This window comes from Stutzerimonas chloritidismutans (assembly GCF_020783375.1).
Taxonomy (GTDB): Bacteria; Pseudomonadota; Gammaproteobacteria; order Pseudomonadales; family Pseudomonadaceae; genus Stutzerimonas; species Stutzerimonas kunmingensis.
Genome location: NZ_CP086067.1, coordinates 4,257,956 through 4,269,761 on the forward strand (window position 1 = coordinate 4,257,956; position 11,806 = coordinate 4,269,761).

The following is an 11,806-nucleotide window of genomic DNA, read 5'->3' on the forward strand; positions in this document are numbered from 1 at the left end:
TCTGTGCCTCGCGCAGGCCCGGCGATGGGTCAGGGCGCCATCAACTCCCCGCGCGAAAGCTCACCCGCGCATTCACCAGCCCTTCACCGGCGCGCTCCAGGCTGACGTCAGCAATGCTCACGCCCTGCCCCTGCAGGGTGTCGAACCAGCGCAACAGCAATGCGTACGATGCCCCCGGCAGGCTCACCTGCACGCTGCCGTCGCTGCCATTGTCGAAGCTCTCGATTCGCAGGTTGCCCTGCTGCGCGCTTTCGGTGATCACCCCCTGCAGCTGCTCCGGCGCCAGCTCGACCTGGTTGCTGCGCTCCATCTGCCGCGCCAGTTCGGTGTTCTGCTCCATGTAGGCATGCAGTTCGCGCTGCGTCTGGTAATACGCGCGAGCGTCGGCGGCCTGGCGTTGCGCCGGCAGCCACAGCCAGAGATAGAACAGCACGGCGAGCAGAAAGGCGCCGAGCAGGCTCAGCGAGGTGCGCTCGCGGGGCGCCAGGCGCTGCCAGCGCTGCCACAGCGGCGAATCGGCGAGGCGCACGGCCAGTTGTTGCTTGAGATTCATCATCAGCCTCCGATCACCACGCGCGCGCTGACGCCATCGCCTTCTCGACTGGCCGAGCCCAGCTGCACGCTCTGACCGGTGTCACCCAGGCGTTGGCGCAATGTTTCCAGCGTGGGAAAGTCCATGGCCTGCACCTGCAGCGCCAGATCGCCGCGATCCTGGTTGTAGTCGAGCTGGCCGATGGTCACCGGAATGCCGTCCTCCAGTGCCGCGGCGGCGTGGTCGAGCAGGCGCAGAAAGCCCGCCTGGCCACCGCTGCCGCGGGCCAGATGATCATCGAACTGCGCGCGCATGTTGACGATGCGGATGTCTTCGGGAAACAGCTCGCGATACAGCGCGAGACTGGCCTCGGCGTAGGCATCACCCTGGCGCTGGAAATACCAGGCCTGGCTCAGGTTGAAGCCCAGCTGCACCAGCAGGATCAGGCCGGCGACGGCGAATAGCGGTTTCCAGTAACCGAGGCCGGTGTTGCCGACCTCCACGGCGAAGTCACCCTGGGCGAGGTTGATCGCTGCCGCGCGCTGCGAACCGAGAAACGCATAGGGATCGTCCACCTGCCGGTAGTCGTCGAGCGCCAGCGGCGGCTCGCTTTCACTGCCCTGGGCATGCCATGGCGCCGGGCAGAGGCCGGACAGCTGCGGCCAATCCTCGGTGGCGAAGGCCAAGCGCGTTTCGCCGACGCCGCCGAGCAGGCCACGCTCACCCATGAACAACAGCTGCGTGCCCTCCCGCGGCAGCAGATCGGCGTCGACATGAATCGCCACGATCAGCAGGCCCAGCTCGCGCAACTGGCCAAGCCAGTCATCCAGCAGCTGGCGGCGGATCGCTACGACCCGCAGGCGGCCGTCCGGCAGTGCTTCGCCGAGGGCCAGATGCAGATCGTCGACGTTTTCCGCCAGCAGTTCCTCGGCGGCGTAGGCCAGCGCCTGCTGCATCCAGCGCGCCTTGCGCGTCGGCAGGGTGACGGCGAAAAAGCTGCAGACTTCCGCCGGCAGGATCAGGCTGATCGCGCCATTGCCTGCGGCGCATTCGCCCAGTGGCTGCCAGCGGCCGGGTTCGTCCTTTGGCAGCCAGTAGACGCGGGTCTCGGCATCGAGCCGGGCCGGACTGTCGGCGGGCAGAAACAGGCAATCCATGGTCTAGCGTTCTCCGTCGGATGGGAGGGTCTGCCGGGCAGGCTGACCGAGATTTCGCGCGAGCACGCGGACGCTGCCGTCCTGCTCACGTTGCAACAGGCTGACCAGCGCCAGCCGGCGGTCGCCCAGGCGAACTTCACTGGTGGCCTGGAAGAATTGACTGCCAACCGCCAGCGCAGTGCCCTGCAGCGTAGTTCCGGCCAGCGCCGGCTGCGCGAGGAACGCCGCGCTGTTGCGAAACGGCGCGGCGCGGCGCAGCTCGACCAGCGACTCGGCCGCGCCGAGGCTGAGGTTGTCGCTGAGGCTGGAAAGCACCATCGCGCTCGCCGTGTTCACGTTCAGCGGCACGTTGGGCGGCAGCGCGGCGACATGGGGCGCCAGACGCTGGAAATCCTCCTCGCGCATATCCAGCAGCAGGCGCAGCTCGGACAGGTCATGCAACCGGCGCCCGGCATTGCGGTACGGCGGGTCGAGCGCGAGATAGGCGTTGTCTTCGGCACCGAATTCGCCGCTCGCCTGCTGGTCGGGATCGATCCAGTCGAGCAGGCGCTCGGCATAGGGCGCGCTGATCTGCAGACGCAGCAGCAGCCGGCGGAACTGCTCGACCGCGGCGGGGTTGGGCTGCTGGTCGCGCAGCAGGTCGTTGAGGTTGAAGCGGCCGGCGAGATCCTCGATACGCACGAGGATCTCGCCCTGATCGATCTCGAACGCCGGTAGCGGCTGCGCCCAGGGCTCGAGCAGATGATCGACGGCCGCGGCCTCACCATTGGCGCCTGTCTCGCCCGTCGCGCCAGCCCGCAGATCGCGAGCGAGCATGGCCTGGGCCAGCGCTTCGCCGCCCAGCGCGTAGTGCCAGGCCTGGCGTGCCTGCAGCTGGTTGCTGCTGGCACGAATGCTGAGCTGCTGACGCGCCACCATTGCTGCGCTGACCACGGTGACGATGGCCACCACCAGCAGCACGGTGATCAGCGCCACGCCGCGCTGGTACTTCATTGCGGCAGCTCCCCTTCGAACGGCTCGGGCACGCCCTCGGCGCCGGGCAGCGCCTGCTGCGTCGCCTGCTCGACGGCGTCGGGCAGGCGCAGCAGACGGGTTATACGGCCGTAGCGGGCGTGCTCGATATTCAATTCCAGGGCGATCGGCAGGCGCTCGGCGGCGTTCTCCGGGCTGCCGCGACCGAAATCGAACGGCGGCCACTCCTCGTGCCACACCGCCTCCTCGTCCTGGTAGCGCAATTGCAGGCCCTGCACGTCTTCCAGTACCCGCTGTACGCGCGGCTCGCTGTCGAGGTCACGGTCCAGCACCACCCAGTAGACGCGCTCGAGGTTGTCGCCAGCCAGGCGCCAGCGCACCCGCTGCAGATTGGCGCGACGCAGCCCGGTGGGATTGCGCCAGCCGGCACGGGTCAGCTCCAGCACCGGCGCGCCGTCTTCGCCATCGAGCTGACCGATGAAGGCATTGCGCTCGTCGCCGAACTCATCACGGATCGGCCGCCCGACCACCTGCTGCAGGTCACGTTCGAAGGCCCACACCGCACGGCTCAGCTCGCGCAGCTGCAGCTCCTGGGCTCGCACCGCCTCATCGCTTTGCAGCACCGCTTCGAGCATGCGATAGGTGCCGAGGCCAAGCAGCGCGAACAGGGCGATGGCAATCAACAGTTCGAGCAGGGTGAAACCGGCGCTGGTGCGCGCATGACCGTTCATTGGCGCGCGGCTCCCGGGCCGACACCGATGAATCCGGTGAGGCTGGTGACCGCGCGCTCGGGTACCGGATCGCTGCGGCCACGCGATGTCTGCAGCGCAACCCAGACGGTCACCCGCAGCAGGCCTGGATCGGCGCTGGCCTCGATTTCGCTGAGGGTCTGCCACTGGCGGCCGCCGTATTCCAGCGCCTGGGTTTCGCGGCCGATGGCAGGCGGGATCTGCTGCAACTGCAGTTCGCTGATGCGGTTGTCGGCGATCCAGCCGGCCAGGGTCAGTTCCTCCAGCCGCCCGGCGTTGGTCAGGCTACGCCCGGCCGCAGTGAGCACCACGGCCGACACGCTGGCGAAGATCGCCAGTGCCACCAGCACTTCCAGCAGGGTGAAACCGCGGCCGGCCCTGGCCAGGCGCCTGCTCATCGCCTGTCCTCGATGACTTGCGCCTCAGGCAGACGGAAGCCGTCGCTGGTGACCAGCCAGCCGCCGCCGCGCGGCTTGCGTTCGGACAGGCGCAGGCTGAACGGCGACAGCTCGCCGCTGGAAAGAATCAGCAACTGCGGCTCCAGCCGCGGCGCACGACGTTCGGTTCGCTCACCTTCGCTCGACAGCCCGGCACGGTCGTCCTCGCGCTGGGTTGGGGCCACCAGTTCCAGCGGCGTGCCGTCCAGTTCCAGATCCAGGCGCATCCACTCCGGGACCTTGTGCACCTTGCGCCGTTCGACTTCCAGCCAGCGCGTGGCAGCTTCGTCGTAACGCAGTACGCGATAGCCCTCGCTGTTGACCAGCAGACCGTATTCGCGACTGTCGAGTACCGCCTCGTCGCTGAGCACGCCGATCAGCGCAGCCAGTCGCCGCGCCTCGTCACGCAGCTCGCGCGAGGTGCTCGAACCGCCGACGCTGAGCACCGCCACGCTGACCAGAATGCCCAGCAGGACGATCACCACCAGCAGTTCGATCAGCGTGAAGGCGCGGGCGCGCTGCCGCATCGATTAGAGGTCCCAGTTACCGATGTCGGCGTTAAGGTCGCTGCCGCCGGGTTTGCCGTCGGCGCCGAAGGAGTAGAGGTCGAACTGGCCCTGGGTACCTGGCGAGAGGTACTGGTAGTCGTTGCCCCACGGGTCCTTGGGCAGGCGCTTGAGGTAACCGTCGCGGTTCCAGTTCTTCGGCTGCGGGTTGCCGGAAGGCTTCTTCACCAGCGCCTCCAGCCCCTGCTGGGTGCTCGGGTAGGCGAAATTGTCCAGCTTGTACATGTCCAGCGCGGCGGCGACGGCCTTGATGTCGCCCTTGGCCACGGTGACCTTGGCCTGGTCCGGGCGGCTCATCACCTGCGGCACCACCAGCGCGGCGAGGATGCCAAGGATGACCACCACCACCATGATTTCGATGAGAGTGAAGCCCCCTTGCGTGCGTCGTTGCAACTTCATTGTCGTTACCCCACCAGTTGGTTGAGAGAGAGGATTGGCATCAGGATCGCCAGCACGATGACCAGCACCACAGCCCCCATGAACACCAGCATGAACGGTTCGAACAGGCCGACCAGCAGAGACACCTGAGCGGCGAGGTCGTTCTCTTGGTTGCGCGCGGTTCGCGCCAGCATCTGATCCAGTTCACCGGATTTCTCGCCGCTGGCGATCATGTGCAGCATCATCGGAGGGAATTCGCCGGTGGCATCCAGGGCGCGGGTCAGGCTGCTGCCCTCGCGCACCTTCTGCGCCGCCTCGACCACCCGTTCGCGAATGCGCAGGTTGGCGATCACCGCGGCAGCGATGGACAACGCCTCCACCAGCGGCACGCCGCTCTTGGTGAGGATCGCCAGGGTCGAGGCGAAGCGCGCGGTATTGGTCGCCCGGCTCAGTCGACCGATCAGCGGTATCCGCAGAATGAACGCATGCCAGCGCAGGCGCAGCGCCGGGTCGCGCAATGCCGCGCGCATGGCGAGGAACGCGGCGATGAGACCGAGCACGATCAGCCAGCCCCAGTTCTTCACCACGTCGCTGGTGGCGATCAGCCCGCGGGTCAGCGCCGGCAGTTCCTGCCCGGTGTTGACGAATACCTTGACCACGTCCGGCACCACGTAGCCGAGCAGCAGCACGACGATGGCCAGCGAGGCGACCATCAGGATCACCGGATAGAGCAGCGCCAGCTGGATCTTCTGCCGCGATTGCTGACGCTGGTCGGTGTAGTCGGCCAGCTGGTCGAGCACCAGCCCGAGATGGCCGGCGTGCTCCCCGGCCGCCACGGTGGCGCGATAGAGCTCGGGAAATGCCGATGGATATTCGCGCAAGGCCGCAGCCAGGCTGTGGCCTTCCATCACCCGCGCGCGCACCGCCAGCAGCATCGATTTGATCTTCGCCGAGGTGGACTGTGCCGCTGCCGCGCGCAGGGCTTCCTCGATCGGCAGCGCGGCCTGCACCAGCGTCGCCAGCTGCCGGGTGACCAATGCCAGATCGCGCGCCGACAGGCCGCGACCGAAGCTGAAACCGCCACGGCTGACGTCTTCCTTGGACTTGGCCTGCTTCACCTCCAGCGGTGCCCACTGCTTCTCGCGCAGCAACTGGCGCGCCTGACGCGGGCTGTCGGCTTCGATCAGGCCCTTCTGCTCACGGCCACGCGGGTCGAGGGCAAGGTATTCGAAGGCGGCCATCAGGCGGTCTCCAACAGGGGCGATTGGCGGTCAAGACCACTTCCACACAGGCAGCACACACACGTGGGAGCGGCCTTGGCCGCGAATGGCGTCACCGTGCAGCGTCGGTCAGGCTGCAGATGCCTCTCCAGGCGAGCCGGAAACAACCCCATCCCCTCACTCCTCACGCGTCACCCGCAGCACTTCCTCGATGGTGGTCACGCCCTCGCGCACCTTGCGCAGGCCGTCGTCGCGGATGCTCGGCCCCAGTACCCGAGCGTGACGCAGCATGTCCTGCTCGCTGGCGCGGGTGTGCACCATGGTGCGCAGGGCGTCGTCGAACAGCACCAGCTCATAGATGCCGGTACGCCCGCGGTAACCGAGGCCCCGGCACTGCTCGCAGCCTTCGGCGTGATACAGCGTCGGCGCCTCGGCCAGGCTGGCCCCGAGCAGCTCGCACTCGGCGGCATCGGCGACGTAGGCGCGCTTGCAGTCATTGCACAACACCCGCACGAGGCGCTGGGCCAGTACGCCGAGCAGCGAGGAGGAGATCAGGAACGGCTCGACGCCCATGTCCACCAGCCGTGTGACGGCGCCGATGGCGCTGTTGGTGTGCAGCGTGGAGAGCACCAGGTGGCCGGTGAGCGAGGCCTGCACGGCCATGTCGGCGGTTTCCTGGTCGCGGATCTCGCCGACCATCACCACGTCCGGGTCCTGGCGCAGGATGGCGCGCAGGCCGCGGGCGAAGGTCATGTCGACCTTGGTGTTGACCTGGGTCTGGCCGATGCCTTCGAGGTGGTACTCGATGGGGTCCTCGACGGTGAGGATGTTGCGCGTGCGGTCATTCAACGTGGTCAGCGCGGCGTAGAGTGTGGTGGTCTTGCCCGACCCGGTGGGGCCGGTGACCAGAATGATGCCGTGCGGTTTCTTCACCGCCCGCTCCAGGTGGTCGCGATCCTGCTCGTTCATGCCCAGATGGCGCAGGGTCAGGCGACCGGCCTGCTTGTCCAGGAGACGCAACACCACCCGCTCGCCATTGGCCGAGGGCAGCGTGGAAACACGGATGTCGACCTCGCGGCCGCCTACGCGCAGCGAGATGCGCCCGTCCTGCGGGATGCGCTTCTCGGCGATGTCCAGCTTGGCCATGACCTTGATCCGCGACACCAGCAGCGCCGCCAGTTCGCGCTTGGGCTGCACCACTTCACGGAGGATGCCATCGACGCGAAAGCGGATCACCAGGCGCTTCTCGAAGGTTTCGATATGGATATCCGAGGCGTTCTCGTTGATCGCCTCGCCGAGGATGGCGTTGATCAGGCGAATGATCGGCGCGTCGTCCTCCTGCTCCAACAGGTCCTCGGTTTCCTGGATCTGGTCAGCAAGGCTGGCCAGGTCCAGATCGTTGCCCAGCCCCTCGACCATCAACATCGCCGCCGAGGAATCGTGCTGGTAGGCGGCACCGAGCGCCTGATCGAAATCAGCCTGCGCTAGCCATTGCATCGGCAGACGCATACCAACGACCCGCTGCGCCTCCTGCACCGCCGTCAGCGCGGCGCCCTCGCGCAGGCCGAGGCGCAGCTCGCCGCCACGCTCCAGCAGGATCACGCCGTGCCGACGCGCAAAGGCGAACGGCAAGCGGCGCTGGGCCGGCTGCTCGAGCAGCGTGGTGACTTCGTTTACATCGAGTTCGGGCATCGTCCAGCTCCACCAGCGATACGCAGCGACCCGACGTCACTGCGTTCGAAACACTCCAATCGGGTCCAACCAGCCTAGTTGGACTACAAGGATTGAATGACATTTCAACGTGCGCGCGTTTTTCCTGCATACCCGACTTAACCCGACACCAAGGTCGGAGATGCATGGCACCGCTGACGAATACCCTGTCAATGGCGCGTCATTCATGATGCGGCCGTGTCGTGTGCCTGGCGCGGACGAACTGGTCGTACGCAGAGCCAAACAGGACGCAATCTGCAGCGAAGCACGGAAAACAGGCAGTCATCCTGCGACCGGCGCGTCAAATACAATCGTTTGATTGAAACAGTTGTTTGATTTTTTCAAGGCTTGCAGAATGCCGCGCCGGGCGATCCGTTTTTTTGCGCATCGCCCGGCTGGCTTCACCTGTTCCATACCCCGTTCGCCAGAGCAGCGGGCGGGTGAAAAGCACGTCGGTGCGCGGTTCGCCGCAGCACCGGTCATGATCACGCAGGAGAACAACAACAATGCACATCGGTGTTCCTCTCGAAACCCACTCCGGGGAAACGCGCGTCGCCGCAACCCCGGAAACCGTCAAGAAACTGATCGGCCAAGGGCACCGGGTGACGCTGCAAAGCGGCGCCGGGTTGCTTTCCAGCGTGCCGGACAGCGCCTATGAAGCGGTCGGCGCAACCATCGGCGATGCCGCCGCGGCGTTCGCCGCCGAGCTGGTGCTGAAGGTCAATGCGCCGGACGATGCCGAACTGGCGCAGATGCAGTCCGGCAGCGTGCTGCTGGGCATGCTCAACCCGTTCGACAATGACTGCATCGCGCGCATGGCTGCCCGCGGCGTCACCGCCTTCGCCCTGGAGGCGGCGCCGCGTACGTCCCGTGCACAGAGCCTGGACGTGCTCTCGTCGCAGGCCAACATCGCCGGCTACAAGGCGGTGCTGGTCGGTGCCCATCACTACCCGCGCTTCATGCCGATGCTGATGACCGCCGCCGGTACGGTGAAGGCCGCACGCGTGCTGATCCTCGGTGCCGGCGTCGCCGGGCTGCAGGCCATCGCCACGGCCAAGCGCCTGGGTGCGGTGGTCGAGGCTTCGGACGTGCGCCCGGCGGTGAAGGAGCAGATCGAATCGCTCGGCGCCAAGTTCGTCGACGTGCCGCTGGAGACCGACGAGGAGCGCGAATGCGCCGAAGGCGTCGGCGGCTATGCGCGGCCGATGCCGGCCTCGTGGATGGCGCGTCAGGCGCAGGCGGTGCACGAGCGCGCGCTGCAGTCGGACATCGTCATCACCACCGCGCTGATCCCGGGCCGCAAGGCGCCGACGCTGCTGCAGGAAGCCACCGTCGAGCAGATGAAGCCCGGCTCGGTGATCGTCGACCTGGCGGCCGGCCACGGCGGCAACTGCCCGCTGACCGAGATCGATCAGGTGGTGGTGCGCCACGGCGTGACCATCGTCGGCCACGCCAACCTGGCGACGCTGGTGCCGGCCGACGCCTCGGCGCTGTACGCCCGCAACCTGCTGGATTTCCTCAAGCTGGTCATCGACAAGGACGGCCAGTTCCAGCTCAACCTCGAAGACGACATCGTCGCCGCGTGCCTGATGTGCCGCGACGGCCAGGTCGTGCGGACCAACGGTTAAGGGAGACGCGAACATGGATCTGATTTCGGACGGCATCTACAACCTGATCATCTTCGTGCTGGCGATCTACGTCGGCTACCACGTGGTCTGGAACGTCACCCCGGCCCTGCACACCCCGCTGATGGCAGTCACCAACGCGATTTCGGCGATCGTCATCGTCGGCGCCATGCTGGCCGCAGCGCTCACCGTCACCCCGCTGGGCAAGGCCATGGGCACGCTCGCCGTGGCGCTGGCCGCGGTCAACGTGTTCGGGGGCTTCCTGGTCACCCGTCGCATGCTGGAAATGTTCAAGAAGAAGGACCGCAGCGCGGCCAAGGCGGAGGGCAAGTAAGCCATGAGCATGAACCTGATCACCCTGCTCTATCTGGTCGCCTCGGTGTGCTTCATCCAGGCACTGAAGGGCCTTTCCCACCCCACCACCTCGAGACGCGGCAACCTGTTCGGCATGATAGGCATGGGCCTCGCCGTGCTCACCACGGTCGGCCTGATCTTCAAGCTCGGCAGCGAGCTGGCCACCGCCGGCATCGGCTACGTGATCGTCGGCCTGCTGATCGGCGGCAGCGTCGGTACCGTCATGGCCAAGCGCGTCGAGATGACCAAGATGCCCGAGCTGGTCGCCTTCATGCACAGCATGATCGGCCTGGCCGCGGTGTTCATCGCCATCGCAGCCGTCGTCGAGCCGCAGTCGCTGGGCATCGTCGAGCAGATCGGCTACGCGATTCCGGTGGGTAACCGCCTGGAGCTGTTCCTCGGCGCGGCCATCGGTGCCATCACCTTCTCCGGTTCGGTGATCGCCTTCGGCAAGCTGTCCGGCAAGTACAAGTTCCGCCTGTTCCAGGGCGCCCCGGTGGTATTCAAGGGCCAGCACATGGTCAACCTGGCCGTGGGCCTGGCGATCGTCGGCCTGGGTCTGGTCTACACCTTCACCGGCAACCTGACCGCCTTCGCCATCCTGGTGGCGCTGGCCTTCGTCATTGGAGTGCTGATCATCATCCCCATCGGCGGCGCGGACATGCCGGTGGTGGTGTCGATGCTCAATTCGTATTCGGGCTGGGCGGCCGCCGGTATCGGCTTCTCCCTGAACAACTCGATGCTGATCATCGCCGGCTCGCTGGTGGGCTCGAGCGGCGCGATCCTCTCGTACATCATGTGCAAGGCGATGAACCGCTCGTTCTTCAACGTGATCCTCGGCGGCTTCGGTGCCGACGCCGATGCCGGCGGCCCGGCGGGCGCGCAGTTGGAGCGCAACGTGAAGTCCGGTTCGGCCGACGACGCCGCCTTCCTGCTGACCAACGCCGACACCGTGATCATCGTTCCCGGCTACGGCCTGGCGGTGGCCCGCGCGCAGCACGCGCTGATGGAGCTGGCCGAGAAGCTGACGCACATGGGCGTGACCGTGAAGTACGCGATCCACCCGGTCGCCGGCCGCATGCCGGGGCACATGAACGTGCTGCTGGCCGAAGCCGAGGTGCCCTACGAGCAGGTCTTCGAGATGGAGGACATCAACTCCGAGTTCGGCCAGGCCGACGTGGTGCTGGTGCTCGGCGCCAACGACGTGGTCAACCCGGCGGCGAAGAACGATCCGAAGTCGCCGATCGCCGGCATGCCGATCCTCGAGGCGTACAAGGCCAAGACGGTCATCGTCAACAAGCGCTCCATGGCCAGCGGCTATGCGGGCCTGGACAACGAGCTGTTCTACATGGACAAGACCATGATGGTCTTCGGCGACGCCAAGAAGGTGGTCGAGGATATGGTCAAGGCCGTAGAATGATCGCCTCGCGCTGAAACGAAAAACCCCTCCCGGCCCACGCCGCGAGGGGTTTTTCTTTGCCTGACGCGAAGGTCAGACACTGAAGCCGAACACCTCGCCCAGGTGCCGCCGATAGCGTTCGACATCCGCATCGATCTGCGGCCGTTTCATCACATCGACGCTGAGGAAAGTCGGCAAGCCCTGCATGCCGAGAAACTCGTTGGCCTTGTGAAACGGCAGGTAGACGGCATCCACGCCCTTGCCGGCGAAGAAATCGCTGGGGTCGTCGAAGGCCTGCTGCGGCGCGTTCCAGGTGGCGGAAATCATGTAGCGTTTGCCCTGCAGCAGACCACCGCTACCGTACTTCTGCGACGCGTCCGAGCGGGTGCGGCCGTCGTTGGCGTAGAGGCTGCCGTGGCCGGCGGTGAACACCTCGTCCAGGTATTTCTTCACCGTCCAGGGTGCGCCCATCCACCAGCCGGGCATCTGATAGATCAGCGCATCCGCCCAGAGAATCTTCTCGACTTCCTGCTGCACGTCGTAGCCGGCGTCGATCTCGGTGGTGCGGACCTCGAAGCCGGCCGCAGTCAGGGTTTCGATGGCTGCCTGATGCAGCGTGGCGTTGTACTGGCCGGCCGAGTGGGCGAAGGCCTTGCCGCCGTTGAGTAGCAGAATCTTCTTCATGGGAATGCCTCAGCAACAGAATG

At 66.4% G+C, this 11,806-nt stretch carries 14 protein-coding genes; 3 read left to right on the plus strand and 11 right to left on the minus strand.

Features of this window, described 5'->3' with window-relative positions; all coding sequences use genetic code 11:
* Positions 1-40: 40 nt before the first annotated feature.
* The 10 genes from LLJ08_RS20030 to LLJ08_RS20075 form a co-directional block, all read right to left on the minus strand.
* Complete coding sequence (locus tag LLJ08_RS20030; protein WP_228207793.1) at positions 41-556, minus strand: type II secretion system protein M; 516 nt, start codon at positions 554-556, stop codon at positions 41-43.
* Entirely contained in the window at positions 556-1,689 is a 1,134-nt protein-coding gene (gspL, locus tag LLJ08_RS20035; RefSeq protein ID WP_102833379.1) for a type II secretion system protein GspL, read from the minus strand. The genes LLJ08_RS20030 and gspL overlap by 1 nt, the downstream gene beginning before the upstream one ends.
* Before the next feature lie 3 nt (positions 1,690-1,692).
* Entirely contained in the window at positions 1,693-2,682 is a 990-nt protein-coding gene (gspK, locus tag LLJ08_RS20040) for a type II secretion system minor pseudopilin GspK (RefSeq protein WP_228207794.1), read from the minus strand.
* A complete protein-coding gene (gspJ, locus tag LLJ08_RS20045; protein WP_228207795.1) occupies positions 2,679-3,392 on the minus strand; it encodes a type II secretion system minor pseudopilin GspJ in 714 nt (237 codons plus the stop codon). Before gspJ ends, gspK begins: the two co-directional genes overlap by 4 nt.
* The gene (gene gspI / locus LLJ08_RS20050) at positions 3,389-3,808 is read right to left on the minus strand and encodes a type II secretion system minor pseudopilin GspI (RefSeq protein WP_228207796.1); all 420 of its coding nucleotides are present in this window, start codon (positions 3,806-3,808) and stop codon (positions 3,389-3,391) included. The genes gspJ and gspI overlap by 4 nt, the downstream gene beginning before the upstream one ends.
* The gene (gene gspH, locus LLJ08_RS20055) at positions 3,805-4,374 is read right to left on the minus strand and encodes a type II secretion system minor pseudopilin GspH (protein WP_228207797.1); all 570 of its coding nucleotides are present in this window, start codon (positions 4,372-4,374) and stop codon (positions 3,805-3,807) included. Before gspH ends, gspI begins: the two co-directional genes overlap by 4 nt.
* A gap of 3 nt (positions 4,375-4,377) precedes the next feature.
* Positions 4,378-4,812 carry a type II secretion system major pseudopilin GspG gene (gspG, locus tag LLJ08_RS20060; RefSeq protein ID WP_003301913.1) on the minus strand — a complete coding sequence of 145 codons (435 nt, stop codon included), beginning with the start codon at positions 4,810-4,812 and terminating at the stop codon, positions 4,378-4,380.
* Positions 4,813-4,817: 5 nt separating this feature from the next.
* Positions 4,818-6,032, minus strand: a complete 1,215-nt coding sequence (gene xcpS / locus LLJ08_RS20065) for a GspF family T2SS innner membrane protein variant XcpS (RefSeq protein WP_228207798.1) — start codon at positions 6,030-6,032, stop codon at positions 4,818-4,820.
* Positions 6,033-6,188: 156 nt separating this feature from the next.
* Positions 6,189-7,703, minus strand: coding sequence for a type II secretion system ATPase GspE (gene gspE / locus LLJ08_RS20070; protein ID WP_014822092.1), 1,515 nt, complete (start codon positions 7,701-7,703; stop codon positions 6,189-6,191).
* 319 nt (positions 7,704-8,022) lie between these two features.
* The gene (locus LLJ08_RS20075) at positions 8,023-8,235 is read right to left on the minus strand and encodes a hypothetical protein (protein WP_221104281.1); all 213 of its coding nucleotides are present in this window, start codon (positions 8,233-8,235) and stop codon (positions 8,023-8,025) included.
* Between LLJ08_RS20075 and LLJ08_RS20080 the strand changes: the two genes are divergently transcribed.
* From LLJ08_RS20080 to LLJ08_RS20090, 3 genes are read left to right on the plus strand one after another with little or no spacing between them, the layout of a single operon-like run.
* Complete coding sequence (locus LLJ08_RS20080; protein WP_228207799.1) at positions 8,228-9,349, plus strand: Re/Si-specific NAD(P)(+) transhydrogenase subunit alpha; 1,122 nt, start codon at positions 8,228-8,230, stop codon at positions 9,347-9,349. The genes LLJ08_RS20075 and LLJ08_RS20080 overlap by 8 nt on opposite strands.
* A gap of 13 nt (positions 9,350-9,362) precedes the next feature.
* Positions 9,363-9,680 (plus strand): NAD(P) transhydrogenase subunit alpha part 2, encoded by a 318-nt coding sequence (locus LLJ08_RS20085; protein WP_003284152.1) that lies wholly within the window; start codon positions 9,363-9,365, stop codon positions 9,678-9,680.
* A gap of 3 nt (positions 9,681-9,683) precedes the next feature.
* On the plus strand, positions 9,684-11,120 hold the full coding sequence (locus LLJ08_RS20090) for an NAD(P)(+) transhydrogenase (Re/Si-specific) subunit beta (RefSeq protein ID WP_003301919.1): 1,437 nt from the start codon (positions 9,684-9,686) through the stop codon (positions 11,118-11,120).
* A 72-nt stretch (positions 11,121-11,192) separates the two neighbouring features.
* Here the strand turns inward: LLJ08_RS20090 and mdaB are convergent, their stop codons facing one another.
* Positions 11,193-11,783 (minus strand): NADPH:quinone oxidoreductase MdaB, encoded by a 591-nt coding sequence (mdaB, locus tag LLJ08_RS20095; RefSeq protein WP_228207800.1) that lies wholly within the window; start codon positions 11,781-11,783, stop codon positions 11,193-11,195.
* Positions 11,784-11,806: the final 23 nt, after the last annotated feature.